This window comes from Cupriavidus necator A5-1 (genome assembly GCF_000744095.1).
Taxonomy (GTDB): Bacteria; Pseudomonadota; Gammaproteobacteria; order Burkholderiales; family Burkholderiaceae; genus Cupriavidus; species Cupriavidus necator_A.
Genome location: NZ_JQLI01000001.1, coordinates 1,328,890 through 1,345,731 on the forward strand (window position 1 = coordinate 1,328,890; position 16,842 = coordinate 1,345,731).

Sequence of the window (16,842 nt, forward strand, 5' to 3'; positions counted from 1 at the left end):
CAGCTGTGCGCAGTGGCGGCTGCCGGTGACGACCGGTTGACGGCACAACCTACGCCAGCTGCGATCCCCCAAGATTACTAATCTGAACAAACGCCTCGGCCAGTTGCGACCGGACCGAGCTACGCAGCCACACCATCCCGACGCCTCGGGATGGACAAGGTTCGGGAAGACGCCATCGGCGCAGTCGAGGATCTTGCTGGCCAATGAACGGCCAGTCTGGAAGCACAGATACGCCGAAGCCCTCGGCAACAAGGCTAGCAATGTGTTCGATGCCGTCCAGTTCGAAATGTACCTTGGTGCGTACCCCATGCGCGCGGAGGTAGTCGTCGGCCATCCTACCCGCCACTACGTTTCGGTCATAGCGTATGAAAGGCTCACGTCCGGCCGTCGCCGGCACATCTTCGACGTGCATTCCGCTTTGGGTCAGGAGTATCAGCGGTTCCTCGCGAAGCAAGCGCCAGGCACACGTCTTGGGAAGTTCAAAAGCCGGATGCACAAGAATCGCCGCATCAAGTTCCCCGGACATGACTCGGCCCAGGAGAACGGAAGACGTACCGGGTTCGATAAAGATCGAGATGCTGGGATGTTCTTCCATCCAATGCCGCAGCAAAGGCGGTAGCAGCCCCATCAATGCCGTGGGTGTCGCCCCCAGGCGTAGTGGTCCAGCCGGAAGTCCTGTATCGGACGCGGCCGAGCGCAAATCCCTAACGTCGCGCAGAAGGTCTCGCGCTCGATCCACGATTCGGGTACCTGCTACCGTCGGCTTCACCATACGGCCCGACCTCACGAGCAACTGTGAACCAAGATCGCTTTCCAACGCGCGAATCTGCTGAGCCACCGTGGTCTGTGCGAGATCGAGCTGCCGCGCCGCTTCGGCAATCGAACCTAGCTCCACCACTGCAAGGAAACTCTGTATGAATCGGATATCCATAACCCGCATTTTACGTGGTCTGAAGAAACAGGTGCCCGCTACTTTCGAGGGTCTGATGGGTGCACAGTCTTACCTCCCGCATCCCATTGCCCATCAAACTGGAGCCAACATGCCCACCATTCAATCCATCGAAGTCTGCGCAGCCCGCGTAAAGCTGGAGACGGTCACCTCCTTCTCAAACCGCACCGTGACTGACCGGCACTATGGCCTCGTCAACATCCGTAGCACCGATGGCGTCAAAGGCATTGGTTTTTGCTACGTCGGTAGCGCGGCAGGAGAACTCTTCCGTGTCGCCGTCGAGCAGTTGCTCGCACCGGTGCTCCTGGGACGGGACTCGCTGGCCGTCGAGGGGCTATGGAAAGACATGTACCAGGAAGCACTCCTTCAGGGTCGCATGGGGACGGTGATGCGCGCTCTTAGTGCCTTGGACATTGCACTGTGGGATTTGAATGCCAAAACTGCCAAACTGCCCCTGCACAAATACCTTGGCGCTGTCGAAACAGATTCGGTCGCGGCATACGCTAGCGGCGGCTACTACATCGAAGGGAAAACCCCGGAAATTCTAGGTGAGGAAATGGCCAGCTACGTCGCGCAAGGGTTCAAGGCCGTCAAGATGAAAACCGGCCGCTGGTCCCCGCAAGGCGAAGAATCACGAGTGAAGGCAGCACGAGAGGCCATCGGCCCAGAGGTCGAACTGATGCTCGACTGCAACAACGGCTGGGTCGACACGGTCCAGGCCATGCAGTACCTGAGTCGAATTGAACAGTACGAGCCCTACTTCATCGAGGAGCCGTTCGGCCCTGACGACATTGAGAACCATGCCCGCTTGGCCAGGCTAACGAGAATCCCCGTGGCCACCGCGGAGATCGGTTATGGCCGTTGGTACCATAAGCAACTGCTGGACATGGGCGGTGCAGCTATCCTGCAGACGGACGCTGCTGTCTGCGGCGGCATCACAGAATGGAAGCGCATCGCGGCGATGGCTGCCGGCTACGGCATCCAGATGTGCCCGCATTGGTTCCACGACGTACATGCCCCGCTGGCGGCAGCCACTCCCAATGCTCGCTACGTCGAGTTCTTCTGGGACGACAAGGTGCTCAATTTCCGCCGACTTCTCGATCGTCAGCTGGAGCAGAAGGACGGCCGGATACAGCTGCACCAGACCGCGGGCCTTGGTTTCGGCTTTGATGACAACGAGGTCGCAAAGTACGGCAAGTGGACCAGGGTGTCCTAAGCATGGCCCCGCTAGAATATCGGGAACAGCAGACGGCCGGCCGGGCCGCCTGCGCCGCTCCCCGAGGGCTTTCGGCTTTGGCCACACTCCACGAATCCTCATGACCATCACCCTGCATACCTGGAACACGCCGAACGGACGGAAAATCAGCGTCGCGCTCGAAGAGATGGAACTGCCCTACACCGTCAAGACGGTGAACATCGGTAAGGGCGAACAGTTCGAACCCGACTTCCTGCGCATCAGTCCGAACAACAAGATTCCGGCGATAGTCGATCCCGACGGCCCCGGCGGACAGCCAGTCAGCATCTTCGAATCCGGCGCGATCTTGCTCTATCTGGGTGAGAAGACTGGCAAGTTCCTCCCACCCAGCTTGCGTGATCGCATTCCTGTACTGGAATGGCTGATGTGGCAGATGGGTGGGTTCGGCCCGATGCCGGGCCAAGTCCATCATTTCCGCGCGATCGAGTCGGAGGTAGACCGGCGCTACGGCCTCAAACGTTACTCGGACGAGACGCATCGCCTGTACGGGGTACTGGACCGCCGGCTAGCGGAAGTGGAGTTCGTCGCCGGGGAGCTGTCGATAGCAGATTTCGCGATTCTCGGCTGGGCATGGCGCCATGAGCGCCACCAGGTCGAGCTTGATCGGTACCCAAACGTCAAGCGGTGGTACAACGTATTGTCGGCTCGTCCTGGCGTGAAACGCGGCTTTGCAGCGAGGCTTGACGAAACAGTCGCGTAAAGGTTGCCGCTCCAAGACATCTTCTTCCGGTATTGCCTGATCAAAAGACCGGGCAAACTATTGGCTTTGCGGTTGGGTGTGTGCCAATGGTTTGCCGAGCGCTCTACTGAGGCGACAGCAGCCCATGTGCCACGGCGCCCGTACAGGGATCCACCGCCTTCCTTGTTCCGCTTTGCCTGCTGGTCTTGCCGGGAAAAGCATCTACCTCGGGTCATCCACTGCCGACTGCCCTCCTGCACGCCACCGCTGCCGCCAACCGGGACCTCGCCGCCCCGAAGAGGATTGGTCCGAAGGAGTCCCATGTTCTTGTCGACGCAATTTACGCGTTCTGATGACGCGTGAAACCACTTCCTCTGGCGATAGCCCACGTGCAGAGTCCAATTGCGAATCAGTCTAACCATAGAGCTATCAAGAACAAGAGGAGACGCGACCATGGAACGCCGACGCTTCCTTTCGGTCCTTACCGCATCGTCAGCTGGCGTACGCCTTACCCGCAATTGGATCCGAAGCCAATCTGCCTACTGGACCGGTGCGCATTGTCGCCGGCTTCCCTCCGGGCGGCGGTCCGGATGTACTGGCCCGTATTGTCGCCAACAAGCTGAGCGGGCTATGGGGCGTGCCGGTGCTCGTGAACAACAAAGTGGGGGCTGCGGGACGTATCGCGGCCAGCGATGTTGCCAAGGCTGCGCCCGATGGCAATACCCTGCTAATGGGTCATATCAACGCACTGGGAATCGCACCAGGGTTGCATCCGAAACTGTAGTATGTCGCGGAGAACGACCTCACAGCCATCGCGCTGGTTGGTCAGACTCCCCAAGCGCTTGTCTCCAGCGTCGCACAAACTTCGAAGACATTGGCGGCGATTGTCGCAAGAAGGCCGCAGAAGTCTCGGCATTGCATGTGCCATACAGAGGCTCCGCACCGGTAATGAACGATCTGATCGGCGGACAGGTAGAGTTCGCTTTCGACGGTATGACAACCACCTCGCCCTTCGTCAAGAGCGGAAAGCTGCGCGCCATTGCGCAGACCGGATCGAAGCGGCCGAAAGCGTTCTCCGACGTGCCAACCGTCGCGGAGTCCGGTTATCCCGGCTTCAACGCTAGCATCTGGTTCGGGTTGGTCGGTCCAGCACGAACGCCAGCAGCAATGGTGGGACGTATCAATAGCGACGTCAACAAGGTGCTCTCTATGCCTGACGTGATAGCGCGGCTTGAGGAATTCGGTGCCGAGGATGCCCTCCTGGCATTTACACAGGCCGCTTCAGATTCTGCGGCCACCGCCCGAGGCTCCACAAAGGAGACTTTTCGTTGTTATGCAGGAGAAAGTGGAATGGATGCGCGACCCGCGCGCTCAAGACTGTCTGCATCAGCCCCCCCCTCCCGCAGCGCACATCTACGCTTGGCGAGTGCTGGTCGGACTCCCCGGCGCTGAGCGCGGGGGAGCAGCTGGACACTTTTGGGAATTAGATGAAGGTAAACAACTCGTCCTGCGGCAGACGCGACTTTGGAAGATCGGCGTTGAAGTCGGCTTCGCTTCGGTATCCTAGGGACACGAGCACGACACTCGTCAAACCACGGTCACGAAGCATCAACTCCCGGTCGAGGGCCGCGGCGTCGAAGCCCTCCATCGGCGTCGCATCAATTCCCTGGATCGCTGCACCCAGCAACAAACCACCAAGTGCAAGATAGACCTGCTTCTCCATCCATTGAGGAACGTCGCGACGCTCATAGCGATGCATGTTGATATATGCTCGGCGCCCCCTGTCCTGGGTCTCCTTGGAGCCAGGCACCTTGAACCGGCCGTCGATGCTCTCTTGCTCCAGGAGCGCGTCCAGGTGAGCATCGTCCATATCAACGCGCATGCACAACGCGATAACGTGCGACGCATTTCTCACCTTAGGATTGTTGTACTCGTACGCACCCGTGGTCGCCTTTGCTATCCGCTCCCGTCCGGCGGAGGTCGATGCCATCACAAAATGCCATGGCTGCGAGTTGACTGAGGATGGGCTGTTGTGCAGCAGCGTGAGTAGCGCGTCGACCTCCTGTTTGGGCAAAGCTCGCCCGCCTTCATAGGCTTTGACAGCGTGACGTGAATGGACTGCATCGATAAGATTCATGGCGGACTCCCGCGTGAAAGATATGGAAGCTTCAGTGCAAAGGAGCTTTCAAAAAAGCAGGAAACTGAGATAAGACTTTTACTGCTGGAATGAAAATGATCAGGCTTGACGATCTACAGCTTTTCGTACGCACGGCTGCTCTTGGGAGCTTTTCGAATGCGGCCAGGGAGGCCGACTTGCTTCCCGGACAAGTCAGCGCAGCCATCCGACGTCTAGAGCGCGAGCTCGAATTCAGACTCTTTGCCAGATCGACTCGCAGCCTGAGATTGACTGCGGAGGGCGAACAATACCTGCCATACGCGGACGACGTGCTCGCAATGCTAAGGCAAGGGCGGGACCGGCTGCGCGGAGAGCACCAGCTCCTGCAAGGAACCTTGAAGATCGCAGCGCCCTCGGACTTGGGGCGAAACATCCTGCTTCCGTTGCTCACCGAATTTCGGCAGTCGCACCCTAAACTCGTGCTCAGGCTATCCCTGTCCGATCAGCTAGCAGACGTATTCCGCGATCCCATAGACATCGCGATTCGCTACGGCATGAACGAGAACGCCACGTATGTGGCCCTACCGCTCGCTGAAAATAACAGACGTGTTCTCGTTGCCTCGCCAGAGTACCTCCAGCACCATGGACGGCCAACGGCGCTCGAGGATCTTTCCGCTCATCAGTGCTTGCCCTTTGCACGCGGGGGCCGGATCTACGACCGATGGATATTCCCCGCTGCGGGTGCCCGCAGGCAAATCACGGTCAAAGGCACATTGATTTGCGACGATGCGGATATCGCGAGGAAATGGGCAATCGATGGCAGGGGTATTGCGTACAAGTCATGGATCGACGTCTGCCACGATGTCGAACACGGCCGGCTCGAGCTGCTGCTGCCTGAGCAGCCCGGCGAACTGGCGCCTCTCAACCTGGTGTGCCCTCACCGTCAGCAGTTCTCGCCGGCGGTGAGATACTTGCATGCCGCACTGCGCGATTACTTGTCCGCCCTGAGCGCGAGGATGCCAGCCAAGGCAGACCTTCAAAGGGGACTGACCGCAGACAGCGAGAAGGATATCGCAGTCTAGGACTAGAACTAGCCTGCAGCAAGCGATCGATCGAGGAAATCGAGCCTGTCCTGCCCCCAGTACGGTTGCCCGTCGTAGACATACCAGGGAGCACCAAAGGCATTGGCAGAGATTGCCTCCTGCGTGTTTCGACTGTAGATTGTCTCCACAGCCTCCGCTTCGCTGGCCTCGACTAACGCTGCGCCATCGAGATCGTTCGCGATAGCAACCTGCACAAGGGTGTCCACGTCTGCAATGTTGCGCTCCTCGACCCATAGGGCCCGCGTAATGGCCTCTCGCGACTACGTGCAGCATGAAGTGGAACGCGTGGAGGCTCGCGATGCAATTTCCACTTGCCAACGGTGGGAACAAGAACTGAGCCAGAGCAACTGCTCCACGCACGTTCAATCCAAGTTCAATAGCCTGCACCAAGAGCAAAAGGGGAAGGGAACTATCCCTTCCCTCTCTGAACATTCCGATCTTGTCAGGGTCGTCGACGATCGACGATACAGCAAACCTACACGCTCACCGGCCGCCCAGACTCCAGCGACTCCGCGGTTGCAGATAAGACCGCAACGTTCTCTACCATCTGTTCCATCCTAATCGGATAGGGCGCCCCCGCGGTAAGGGATCTGGAGAATGCCTCCAGATTGTCTCGCACCGAGTCATTCCAATCGAATGTGATCAAGCGTTGTTCGCCGTTGGCCATCTTAACCTCCAACGTGCTTGTGCCCCGTGCATCCGGGTGAGCCAAGTTTCGCACCTCCGCCCACCCAGCAGATCCAAACACGGCAAAGCGCATGTACAGGGGAGTCTCCAGGACCGAGTTCATGTACGCTGTCGCCCCCGATGCGAACCGCAGCTGGAGTGAGATCGTATTGCTATCAGCGCCATCAACCCGGGGCGACGTCGCATAAGCTTCAGAAGCTTCGCCAAACAGACCCAGAAACAGATCGGTCAGATGGACACCCGTGCCGGTCATTGCTACAGGCGAAATTTGTTTGTCCGCGAAACGCCAGCTGTCAGTGCTCACTCCAACCAGCTTGTCGTGGCTAAAGTTTCCCTCGGCGTGGACGACTTTGCCCAATTCGCCAGACTTCGCGAGTGCCATGAGCTTCGCAATGGCGTGTTCGAAGCGACGTTCATGGCCGATTCCCAGCCCGACACCAGCCCGCCTGCAAGCTACGACGCAACGTGTCGCATCAGCCACGGTCAGAGCCAAGGGCTTTTCACAGAAGACATGTTTGCCGTGAGCCGCCGCTTGCAGTACCTGCTCGGCGTGCAGGTTATGAGGCGTTGTCAGGACGACAACTTGAATTTCCTCATCCCTTAGCGCAGCCTCGTAGTTAGTCGTAAAGGCAACACCATGCTCGTCAGCCACGGCTCGGTGTGCCTCCCGGCTGCCTACCGCGACCGCAAACCTCAGGTCTTTCGACTCGGCCATCTGCTTCAGTATGTGTTTTCCCCACCAGCCAAGCCCCACAATTGCTGCGTTCAACGTCATGATCAAACTCCAATAAAGTGCGCGCCGGCAACCCATGCCAGCCGGGATAGTTACGGGGGATGAGCGAGGTTCGCACAGACCCTCAGGTCGGCTAGATGGGCACTGCCAATGCGGTCATGCAGAGGCGGTGCGATGACTCAGTGCCACGCAACCCGCCGCTTTGCCGATTTCAGAAAGACGAGCCTCCGCCACTGCTTTGCGTGGCACTCCGTCTCCGGTAGCGGCAGGTACCAATCAACGGCGGAGTTCCAAAGCCTTCTTACTCACTCGAGGTCGAGAAGCGCCGCGCTTGAGATCGATTTCCTATGAGAGGGAATGCGCCTCGCATTGCGCTGGATTGTTGCAGTGCAGTGTCTCCATCTTTCATGTACTTATCGCCTCTTGTTGGTGGACGGCGCGGATCATTCACGCACCGAATTCCCTACCACGCTTGCATCAAGTTTCGTCTTGAACTACTGTTACCGCAAACGTAAATATCTCCGCTCTTGCATGAATTCCGCGAATGAACCCCCGCCGACTGACTCCCTCCATGTCATTACTGGTGGCATTTGAAGCCACGGCTCGCCACTTGAGCTTTACTCGTGCCGGTGAAGAACTCTCCCTTACGCAAAGTGCTGTCAGCCGCCAAGTCAGGGCGCTGGAAGAGCTTCTTGAGGTCACTCTCTTTCGTCGGGATCAGAGGCAGATCGAGCTGACGGAAGCTGGTGCGTTGTACGCCAGGGAAGTGAACGGCGCGCTTCAGCGCGTCCGAAATGCGTCGCTGCAGGTCATGGCATGCCGCTCAGGTGGTGGCATTCTCCATTTGGCCGCCCTTCCAACGTTCGCCAGCAAATGGCTGCTGCCGCGGCTTAAGGACTTTTACCAGAAGCACCCCGATATCTTCATTCACATGCATGCTCGCATCGGACAGTTCGACCTGGAGCGCGCAGGCATAGACGTGGCCATAGGAGTCGGGGACGGCCATTGGCCTGGACTTCAGTCCTATCCGTTGATTGAGGAATGGCTCCTCCCCGTAATTAGCCCTGCACTTGCGGCGAGTCAGCCAATTAGCGCGCCTATCGATCTCTCACGCCATTTGCTACTGCAAGTCACCGCGCGGCCGTTCGTTTGGCGACAATGGTTCCAAGCCCACGGTCTACCCGACGCGGTCATGCGGCTTGGGCCGCAGTTCGAACTGACCTCTCATCTGATTCAAGCCGTGGTTGCCGGCATGGGAGTTGGATTGGTACCGAGCTTCCTGGTCGAGGACGAGTTACGCGAAGGATCCCTGCAACTTGCGCTTGACAGCCCGCTGCGTTCAGGACTGTTCTACCACCTTTTTGTACCGCCACATCTGGCAAATCTTCCCCACATCCTTGCTTTCCGTAATTGGTTGATGACTGCGCGCGAACCGCACGTACATGCCACGGAAGCCGAACGAAGCTTGGACCCCTAAACCGTGCTATTTCCGGAGCCCGCTCGGGAACGAAGCCGCTCCGGACGCCCAATCGCTGCGAAACGACCGGAGCGGCTCGACTTTGCTAACACCAGACGGTCAATCGTGACAGATGCGAGACGAAAAGGTCGAGCCGATCCAAAAAATGTCCAAGATATGCCAGATCGATTGGCTGGTTCTCTGGCACCGCAATGAAGGCCTCTGCCCGTTGTTTTAGCCCGTTGACAAACTCAGTGTCATTGGCGTGCATACCCACGAGTTCGAGGACCAGAAATTCAAGAGCGCTCAGTCGGGCCTGGAGTTGTTGATTATCCATGTTGTTACCCAGCAAAGCGCTGGACGATAAGGGGGTCTCCGGACGCTCGTAGTACGCAACGCCCACGCCGGGCAAAGACCCCAGATCTGACTTCATTCCCCGGTGACGACCGGGGCGGCTTGGCGCGGACAGCACTCAATGGAGCAGTCCGTCAATCTCGTCATGAACACCATGGTGCTGGCCTCTCACATTTTCCACGATGTTCGCAAGCTGATTGATCACCATCGCAACAGTCAGGCGCTGGCGCAGGTCGTGTAGGCCTGAAACAGGGTTAGCAACCACCCGCAGATGGTCGACCATTTCCTGGCATTTAATCGGGTCCTCACCGCTTAACTTGTCGATCACCGCAGCAAGGGCATATTCCCAAGCCAGTGAGCATGGCCGCTACAGCTTCTTCGAATTGCTGTTGATTCATGCATACCCTTTCACGGATGGTTGAGGGAATGCCACCAATTGTTCCACGGCTATGGGCGCGCTCCCGTAGTACATCCGGGGGGATCGCTATAGCAATTCCCGGGCGATTGTTCCGCGCGGAAAACTGTGTTCCACACGATTCCAGCCTCAGAAAGTCAGTGCTTGACACGCTGCACCTACGCGATCAGGTGCGACGGCATCGACGTAGGACAAACCAGGCTCGACAGCACTTCGGCGAGTCTCTCAGTTGATCTCTGCCGTTAGGTCGCCGGCCACCCGTCAAATTGCGGCTCCAATGCGAAAATGTTCAACCGTCTGGCCTGCATTCACCGCGCGTTGCAGCCATGCAGGCACCTCGCCTTCACCGTCCCAAGTATGACCAAGGGCATCTCCGAATCGCGCCGTGTTTCGCGCCACAGCCAACGGTTCCCGCGATTCCCGAAAGCAGCCTGCGGCCTGGAGGTCCTCCACACGAATTCCAAAGCGGGCCATTTGCGTTCAAACAAACAAGATCGCCTCGGCGCGTTCGCGCAACGCCTGAACATTGGGATTCAGACACAAATCATTACTTGTCATGGAGAGCAACGGAAAACCAGACAAAGCCAGGGGCACGGGGCAGCCTTCCAGTGGAGGTTGCAGACGTCTTTCCTGCAGCATACACCACATGACGCTAGAGAATCGCCCAGGGCCACTGGCTAAGCGTGGCCGCCCCTCTTTGGCGGACTCTCACCCTTGTAGGAAATCGAAAGCGCACGGTACAGCGGCGGGGTAAAGCTCGCGGATATCCAGGCGGCGAGGAGACAAGTAGCAAGTATGGGGAACAAAGCCCGCAGTGAGCCAGACAGCTCTATTGCAACTACGCACGCCGTGAACGGGCCCCGCGTCAAGGCTGCAAGGTAGCCCGCCATGGACAAGGTCACAAAAAACTGGACGTCGACAGAGTTCATGATCTGATGCAGTACTTCTCCTATACCTGCCCCAATCGAAACGGATGGTACGAAGACACCACCGGGGATGCCCGCAATAGCCGTAGCGAGAAGGGCGAGCCATCTTGCGCATACCTCGACCGGGAAGAATTCTCCACCTTCCAAGATCCTGTGCACAACCTGCTCAGCACTCTCCAGAATCCTGACCCGCGAGCTCATCGCAAGCAGGGCAACAAACAGCCCACACGCAGCACCAAAGATCACAGGGCGTCCAGTTCGAAGGGCCACCAGCCAAACCGGCAGCCAACGCGTGCTATGCACTAGCATCCATGCGAAGCCGGCTCCGGCCAGCCCAGTAGCCGCACCAGTCAACAGAACAGCCATGACCAGCTGCCCGTCTCGGATGCCAGGCGGGATCTGTGGGGCCACAATTCCGGAGGCGGCAAGAAGAGGGACAGCAACGGCCGCAAACGTTGCCATCAGGAGTAGCGCAACAGTACGGCCGCGGATTTCCTCACCGACCAGCAGTTGCTCCAACGCGAACGTGACCCCAGCCAGAGGCGTATGGAACGCGGCCGCGAGTCCAGCCGCTCCTCCCAAGGCGATCCATTGCCGGTCCGAAACCTCCGAGGCCGACCACCTTTGCAGCAGGGGAACGCGTGCACGGATCTCATGCATGATCACAGCGCCCAAGTAGATCGTGGGCCCTTGCCGGCCAATCGGAAACCCGGCGGCAGTTGCCAAGACCGAGAGTCCAACTTTTCCCAGCAGCAAGCGCCAGCTGAGTAGCCAGCGCTGCGTCGCCAAGTCACCGTCAAGCGCAGCGATCGTCTGAGGCAAACCGCTACCTTCTGCGCCGACAAACCATCGTCTCGTGATCCAGACGCACGCAGCACCTGCTGCCGGCATGATGACCAGTAATGCCGAAGGGAAGGCGCCAACCAATGTCATCATTGCCGCATGCGCGGACACCATCGCCCACGCATACAGCACGGCCACCGCCCCCACCAGCACGACCCCAGGCCACAAGAACCAGCAGGCACGCGCAGTGCCTGCCAAGCTATGCATCGACAAAGCCATGCCTAGAACTTATGACGGATGCCGGCTGCGAACGTGGTTCCGCTCCCAGTGCCAGTGATTTTGTCGAACATGACTGCGCCGTAGACGTCGGTGCGCTTGGAGAACGCGTAGTCGTAACCGCCCGACACTGCATGGCGCCGGTAATCCTTCATGACGTCGCTTCGCACGCGTGAACTCGCCAGCGACAACAGAAACTTTCCGTTGCCAACGGGAACCGTCGCGCCGATCTGAGCCGTGTCGGTCAGGGTGGAGGCGCCACTCGTGCTCGTATGGGCATACGTCGCCATCAACTTGACGACCGAGAAGTCATAGGACACGCCACCAAGCATCGCCGTCTGAGCCCAGCTGCCAGTGGGTAGACCCGGGCCCACCCGTGTGCGCTGGATCCCGAACGCGGCAGAGAACGGTCCGCGGTCATAGAGCAACATACCACCCGCATTGTTCGAGGCGTTGGTTCCCGATTGCTCGCCAAGACTATAGAGACCGCGGAAGCTGAAACCTCCGAAGTCTGGAGAGTAGTAGCCGACTGCGTTGCTCCAGACAGTATCGCCAGCCACGTACCGTCCCTCGGCCGGCGTCCACAGCATGTTGTTGAAGGGCGAAAGTTTGGTGGAGAACGCAAACGCATCATACAAGCCGCTTGCAAGGAACAACGGATTTCCCAGCCGTCCGAGGCGCACCTCACCAAATCGCTGGTGCTCGAGGCCCACATAGGCGTTACGCGCGAACAGGCCGTCGGTCGGATTTCGGCCGCCAATACCTGTATCAGGCTGCAGGTAGCCTTCAAGGCGGAAGTTCGCTCTCAGACCCGCCCCGAGGTCTTCCGTACCGGCCAGTCCCCAGAATGAAGTCTGCATACCACCGCCCTCCACGCCAACAGTGGAGTGGCTCGCGCCACTTAGCTTGGTGCTCCCCAAGTACGAGTCGACCAGGCCGTAGATCTGCACGCCCTGCGCCTGCGCCTGGCATACCGACGGAACCACCAATACAGCTGCCACCGGCCAAGCTCTGCGCGAAAATACCCCGCAGACCTGGCGGACCCGATTGCTGAAAGCAAGCTTATGTTGTCGAATTTTCATATGTCTCCTCCTTACTGCTCGGGTCGAAAGTGCCTTGGTTATCGGCTATAGATTTCGCGCGAACGAACGCTCCCCCGCCGCTTGCGTGGATCGCAAAGCAGCGCATTCGGTAGTGCGCGAAACGAACCGTCAGGCCAGGGCTGTTGAAACGGCTAGCACGGTGCGGTCCGGGCCAATGGCCGGACCGCACATATCGTTAGCCGAGGAACTCCATGACGTAGAGACCGCCGTTGTAGTCCGTGCTGTAGATCATTCCATTGCTGTCCACAAAAACATCCGCGGACTGAATGACCTGCGGCCTATTCGGACGCGAGTCGACCAGCGTCGCCGGCGCCGGGGGCACCAGCGCGCCTACTTCACGCGGCGCATACTTGTCACGGATATCAAACACGCGAACACCTGCGTTCTGATATGTGGTGAAGATCAACTCGGAGCTAACGAAGCTGCCTGGACGGTTCTCATGCAGGTTGTGCGGGCCAAAATGTCCTGGCTTGGCCTTGTAGGCGACGTCGGTCGGCGACTTAAATGCCGAGATGCTCACCGGGTTCGCGGGTTCACGGATATCGAACATCCAGACCAGCTTTTCACCATCTTCCTGATGATCAAGCACAGCCTCGTCCAGTACGACAAGCAGGTCGCGGTCAGGAAGCGGCAGACAGTTGTGAGTGCCTCCACCAAACGGGGGCGACCAGTTCCTGTGCGAGATCAGTTGCGGCTTGGTCCGATCCTTGACGTCCAGAATCACCATCCCCGCATCGCGCCACGCCAAGTAGGCAGTATCACCATGGACAATGGGATGATGCAGTCCGTGCCTGCGCGCCGGGTCCCAGTCAGGCGACTCCCCGGCTGCCAGGTTCATCCCAGGAAGCCAGAAACGTCCGGCCTCGCGCGGGCGGGTCGGATCCGACATGTCGATGGTGATGAAGATGTAATCGGTGAAGCCATCGATCAGCGCGGACGCGTAAGCCCAGCGGCCGCCGGTGTACCAGACACGGTGAATGCCACCTCCATCCACCGGCATGAACCCGATTTCGCGAGGCTCGCCACCACGCGAAATGTCGTAGACAGCCAAACCGGCCCGCCAATCGCGCTCTGCACGTTTGCCGTCAGCCGTCCCAACCTTTTGGCCGAGCGCGCCGCTGTAGTAGGCCTTTTCATCCTGGAACTCCTGCGCGGCGAACATGTTCTTGGCGTTGATGACAAGTAACAGGTCGTCATGCGTCTGAAGGTGGATGTTCCAAGTACTCGGTGGCGCAGCAACATAATTCACAGCGCGCGGCTGACTCGGGTCGCGCACATCGATCACGCTAAAGCCATTGGAGAACATATGCCCCACATAGGCATAGCCACGGTGGACCATGATCTGCACTGCGTCCGGCCGACCGCCCTGGTCTGAATGGCCGATCAGCTGCATGTTCCGCGCCAAATCCGGCACGAGCAAATCGGAACGTTTCACTTTTCATCTCCATGCGATTCGGGCCGGCGAAGGAACTCCGACGATGCCGTGTGCTTCAGAATTCCAGACACGCTGTGGAACTCGCGCCAATGCGGATCGCTTTGCCCTTCCGACGGGTCGACATGCTTGAGCATGTATTCGCCCAGATCCCGGCCTCGTTGCACCGAGCGCGAAGCGATTGGCTGCCGTAACTGATCAAATCGCGCGAGGCCCTCGTCAATATCAACCACACCAGCGAGCTCCTGCGCGAGCACCTCGGCGTCGGAGCCGGCCTTGGCGATGCCCATGCCGATGTGCGGCCGACATACTGCGGCGGCATCGCCAATGAGCGCGACACGCCCGTACACGAGACTCGGCGACAGGTGATCGTAGATGGGCGTGAAGAACGGCTTCTCCACGCACATCAGGATGTCGCGCATCGCAGGCGGCAGCATGCGCCGTGCATCTTCCTTCAGGGCCTCAATAACGTCCGCACGCACCTTCGGCGGCGGGATCGACAGGTCGTAACGGTGACCGTCACTATCCGTCAGCATGTCATCGAGCTGAGACGCATCAACTGGTCGGTACCACACCCAGTTGAATCGCCGATGGCCGGGGCGAAGGTCGTTGTTCGGACCCGCGATCGGATATCCGATGTTCTTGTTGTTCGGAGGCAGGAAAAACGCGAACTTGTCGAACACTGCCGCGTGGGCCTCGGGTGGAATATCGGCTTCTTCGGCCAGCCCACGCCAAACGACATAGCCAGCGTAGATCGGCTGAATTTCGGGGGCGACGATCCCGCGCACGGTTGAACGGAAGCCATCGGCGCCCACCAACAGGTCGGCGGTTTCGCGGACACCGCTCTCAAACACTGCGGTAACCGAATCCGGGGTCTGCTCAATTGCCTTGAGGTTGTAGCCCAGATGGTGCGAATCCGCCGGGATCGTGGAACGCATGATCTGATGCAGTCGATCCCACGACGTCACAATCTGGTCGTAGTGAAGACGCTCGACTACGTTTCCTTCCTGGTCGATCGCGATGCGCTCGCTGATGTGCACACCCAAGTCGTTCAGGTCTGCGCCACTGTTTTCCAGTGTCTGAATCAGATCATCATGCGTGACGATACCTGCGCCGCGGCCAAACAGCTCCACCTCAGTGCGCTCATATATGTCGGTACGCCAGCCTGCCTTGCGCAGCAACGTGGCCGCAAACAGGCCTGCCATCGAGCCACCGATAATGATGGCTCGGCGCTGGCGCCCAGAATTGTTTGCGTATTGCATAACATGTCTCCTCTTAGTGTTGACGAACCTTGGAATAATTGACGAAGCTCATCAGCAGGGCGCCCACAATCGGCGGCACCACAACCATGAACAAGGACGCGGACGACCAGCCCACTTTCCCTACGAGCTCCCCAAACAGATATCCGGCAAACGGTCCAGGCAGGTAGAACGCGGCCAGAGCCACTGCTCCACATTGACCAATCTTGCTCGGTGCACAGCTACGCTGCACCACCGACATGAACCGTGCAAACAGGAAGCCGCTGACCATCAGGCCGAATACGAACGACATCGCCAGGTGCAGCCAGAATGACGTGAACCCGTGGAACAGCAGATACCCGGCCGAACCTAGAATCAGCAGAGCCACGACAATGCTGCGATGGCCCGTTCGGTCTCCGATCCAGCCGCCGATAACACCGCACATCGCCCCAATCCCATACATGCCGAGAGCAGATCCGGCGTCCACCGACGAGAACTTGAGGGCGCCGTGCAGATAGCTCGCGTAGAGCGCGGTGTAGGAGAAGAATGTCAGGCCAACCAGGCCGAACGAGATCGAGCCAAGTACGACATTTCGGCACCAAATGGACGGCTCATCAGCGCTTGCAGTGCGCGCGACCCGGACTACCTCACCGGCCTCCGTGAAATCACGCGGCAGCGTCGCGGCGGCAATGAGCGCCATGACAATACCTGCCGCGCCGTAGACGTAGAACGAGATTTCCCACCCATTTGCCCAGGCCTCTAGCCGAGTTCCGAGTACCGGCCCCAAAAACGCACCAAGCCCAAAGAAGGTCTGCATTGCCCCCATGGCAGCGCCGCGGTTCGCACCGAAGTACCCGCCAATGCATGCGAAGACAGCGCCGACTTGGAGAGCCTCCCCAAATCCCGTCAAAGCGCGCAGCACTGTCAGACTCACGAAGCCGCTGGCAAAGGGTGTGGCCAGCGTAAAGAACGAATATGCGATCAGCCCTCCCAAGAGCACGTGACGCCGTCCGAATTTGGCCATGAACCAGCCACTCAGCGCTGCGAAAATCGCTACGTTGATGGTGAAGATCGTACTGACCAGCCCCCCTTGCGGTAAGGTCAGTCCATACGCCGAACGGATGCTACCGAGCAATGCAGGGAATACTTGACGATCCATTGCATTGAACATATACGACGTGCCCAGCAAGAGCAGGAACATCAAGACGCGCCACTTGCTGTAGCGAGTCTTCGGCTCGACGTCGGTAGCGCCGTACGGAATCGTTTCGATTGCGGCCATCTTTTGTCTCCTTGAATATTGTGTTCATCTACGTGTCCTGGCAGCGCGGCTCTGCGGC

15 protein-coding genes and 1 pseudogene are annotated in these 16,842 nt (G+C 58.9%); 6 read left to right on the forward strand and 10 right to left on the reverse strand.

The features are described from left to right. Positions 1 to 49: 49 nt before the first annotated feature. Positions 50 to 931, reverse strand: coding sequence for a LysR family transcriptional regulator (locus tag K307_RS05845; RefSeq protein WP_042881444.1), 882 nt, complete (start codon positions 929 to 931; stop codon positions 50 to 52). Positions 932 to 1,040: 109 nt separating this feature from the next. Between K307_RS05845 and K307_RS05850 the strand changes: the two genes are divergently transcribed. From K307_RS05850 to K307_RS49195, 4 genes are all read left to right on the forward strand, one after another. Continuing rightward, positions 1,041 to 2,165, forward strand: coding sequence for a mandelate racemase/muconate lactonizing enzyme family protein (locus K307_RS05850; RefSeq protein ID WP_042876921.1), 1,125 nt, complete (start codon positions 1,041 to 1,043; stop codon positions 2,163 to 2,165). A gap of 100 nt (positions 2,166 to 2,265) precedes the next feature. Continuing rightward, on the forward strand, positions 2,266 to 2,904 hold the full coding sequence (locus tag K307_RS05855; RefSeq protein ID WP_042876923.1) for a glutathione S-transferase family protein: 639 nt from the start codon (positions 2,266 to 2,268) through the stop codon (positions 2,902 to 2,904). A gap of 529 nt (positions 2,905 to 3,433) precedes the next feature. Beyond that, a complete protein-coding gene (locus K307_RS49190) occupies positions 3,434 to 3,667 on the forward strand; it encodes a tripartite tricarboxylate transporter substrate-binding protein (RefSeq protein ID WP_051974688.1) in 234 nt (77 codons plus the stop codon). An 89-nt stretch (positions 3,668 to 3,756) separates the two neighbouring features. Next, a complete protein-coding gene (locus K307_RS49195) occupies positions 3,757 to 4,335 on the forward strand; it encodes a tripartite tricarboxylate transporter substrate-binding protein (RefSeq protein WP_419187145.1) in 579 nt (192 codons plus the stop codon). A gap of 31 nt (positions 4,336 to 4,366) precedes the next feature. Here K307_RS49195 and K307_RS05865 read toward each other — a convergent pair whose 3' ends face one another. After that, a complete protein-coding gene (locus K307_RS05865; protein WP_042876926.1) occupies positions 4,367 to 5,020 on the reverse strand; it encodes an oxygen-insensitive NAD(P)H-dependent nitroreductase NfsB in 654 nt (217 codons plus the stop codon). Positions 5,021 to 5,115: 95 nt separating this feature from the next. On the opposite strand from K307_RS05865, the gene K307_RS05870 reads away from it, so the two are divergent. Beyond that, positions 5,116 to 6,081, forward strand: a complete 966-nt coding sequence (locus tag K307_RS05870) for a LysR family transcriptional regulator (protein WP_051975023.1) — start codon at positions 5,116 to 5,118, stop codon at positions 6,079 to 6,081. An 8-nt stretch (positions 6,082 to 6,089) separates the two neighbouring features. Here the strand turns inward: K307_RS05870 and K307_RS05875 are convergent. Beyond that, positions 6,090 to 6,353 (reverse strand): annotated as a pseudogene (locus K307_RS05875) (DsbA family protein); the annotation flags it as partial. Between the two features lie 224 nt (positions 6,354 to 6,577). Next, positions 6,578 to 7,564, reverse strand: a complete 987-nt coding sequence (locus tag K307_RS05880; protein ID WP_042876927.1) for a Gfo/Idh/MocA family protein — start codon at positions 7,562 to 7,564, stop codon at positions 6,578 to 6,580. Between the two features lie 529 nt (positions 7,565 to 8,093). Between K307_RS05880 and K307_RS05885 the strand changes: the two genes are divergently transcribed. Then, complete coding sequence (locus tag K307_RS05885) at positions 8,094 to 8,999, forward strand: LysR substrate-binding domain-containing protein (RefSeq protein WP_329955798.1); 906 nt, start codon at positions 8,094 to 8,096, stop codon at positions 8,997 to 8,999. 85 nt (positions 9,000 to 9,084) lie between these two features. Here K307_RS05885 and K307_RS05890 read toward each other — a convergent pair whose 3' ends face one another. From K307_RS05890 to K307_RS05915, 6 genes are all read right to left on the reverse strand, one after another. Continuing rightward, the gene (locus K307_RS05890) at positions 9,085 to 9,411 is read right to left on the reverse strand and encodes a hypothetical protein (RefSeq protein ID WP_042876929.1); all 327 of its coding nucleotides are present in this window, start codon (positions 9,409 to 9,411) and stop codon (positions 9,085 to 9,087) included. A 1,013-nt stretch (positions 9,412 to 10,424) separates the two neighbouring features. Beyond that, a complete protein-coding gene (locus K307_RS05895) occupies positions 10,425 to 11,735 on the reverse strand; it encodes a chloride channel protein (RefSeq protein ID WP_051974690.1) in 1,311 nt (436 codons plus the stop codon). 2 nt (positions 11,736 to 11,737) lie between these two features. Further along, positions 11,738 to 12,814 carry a porin gene (locus K307_RS05900; RefSeq protein WP_051974691.1) on the reverse strand — a complete coding sequence of 359 codons (1,077 nt, stop codon included), beginning with the start codon at positions 12,812 to 12,814 and terminating at the stop codon, positions 11,738 to 11,740. Between the two features lie 196 nt (positions 12,815 to 13,010). Further along, entirely contained in the window at positions 13,011 to 14,270 is a 1,260-nt protein-coding gene (locus K307_RS05905; RefSeq protein WP_042876931.1) for an LVIVD repeat-containing protein, read from the reverse strand. Beyond that, positions 14,267 to 15,529 carry an FAD binding domain-containing protein gene (locus K307_RS05910; RefSeq protein ID WP_051974692.1) on the reverse strand — a complete coding sequence of 421 codons (1,263 nt, stop codon included), beginning with the start codon at positions 15,527 to 15,529 and terminating at the stop codon, positions 14,267 to 14,269. The genes K307_RS05905 and K307_RS05910 overlap by 4 nt, the downstream gene beginning before the upstream one ends. A 13-nt stretch (positions 15,530 to 15,542) precedes the next feature. After that, complete coding sequence (locus K307_RS05915) at positions 15,543 to 16,784, reverse strand: MFS transporter (protein ID WP_042876933.1); 1,242 nt, start codon at positions 16,782 to 16,784, stop codon at positions 15,543 to 15,545. Positions 16,785 to 16,842: the final 58 nt, after the last annotated feature.

What these genes read in the sequence shown, in the direction of transcription:
- K307_RS05895 (WP_051974690.1), bottom strand. Translation starts at nt 11,735, where the DNA reads ATGGCTTTGTCGATGCATAGCTTGGCAGGCACTGCGCGTGCCTGCTGG.
- K307_RS05845 (WP_042881444.1), bottom strand. Translation starts at nt 931, where the DNA reads ATGGATATCCGATTCATACAGAGTTTCCTTGCAGTGGTGGAGCTAGGT.
- K307_RS05865 (WP_042876926.1), bottom strand. Translation starts at nt 5,020, where the DNA reads ATGAATCTTATCGATGCAGTCCATTCACGTCACGCTGTCAAAGCCTAT.
- K307_RS05890 (WP_042876929.1), bottom strand. Translation starts at nt 9,411, where the DNA reads ATGAAGTCAGATCTGGGGTCTTTGCCCGGCGTGGGCGTTGCGTACTAC.
- K307_RS05900 (WP_051974691.1), bottom strand. Translation starts at nt 12,814, where the DNA reads ATGAAAATTCGACAACATAAGCTTGCTTTCAGCAATCGGGTCCGCCAG.
- K307_RS05885 (WP_329955798.1), top strand. Translation starts at nt 8,094, where the DNA reads ATGTCATTACTGGTGGCATTTGAAGCCACGGCTCGCCACTTGAGCTTT.
- K307_RS05915 (WP_042876933.1), bottom strand. Translation starts at nt 16,784, where the DNA reads ATGGCCGCAATCGAAACGATTCCGTACGGCGCTACCGACGTCGAGCCG.
- K307_RS05870 (WP_051975023.1), top strand. Translation starts at nt 5,116, where the DNA reads ATGATCAGGCTTGACGATCTACAGCTTTTCGTACGCACGGCTGCTCTT.
- K307_RS05910 (WP_051974692.1), bottom strand. Translation starts at nt 15,529, where the DNA reads ATGCAATACGCAAACAATTCTGGGCGCCAGCGCCGAGCCATCATTATC.
- K307_RS05850 (WP_042876921.1), top strand. Translation starts at nt 1,041, where the DNA reads ATGCCCACCATTCAATCCATCGAAGTCTGCGCAGCCCGCGTAAAGCTG.
- K307_RS05855 (WP_042876923.1), top strand. Translation starts at nt 2,266, where the DNA reads ATGACCATCACCCTGCATACCTGGAACACGCCGAACGGACGGAAAATC.
- K307_RS05880 (WP_042876927.1), bottom strand. Translation starts at nt 7,564, where the DNA reads ATGACGTTGAACGCAGCAATTGTGGGGCTTGGCTGGTGGGGAAAACAC.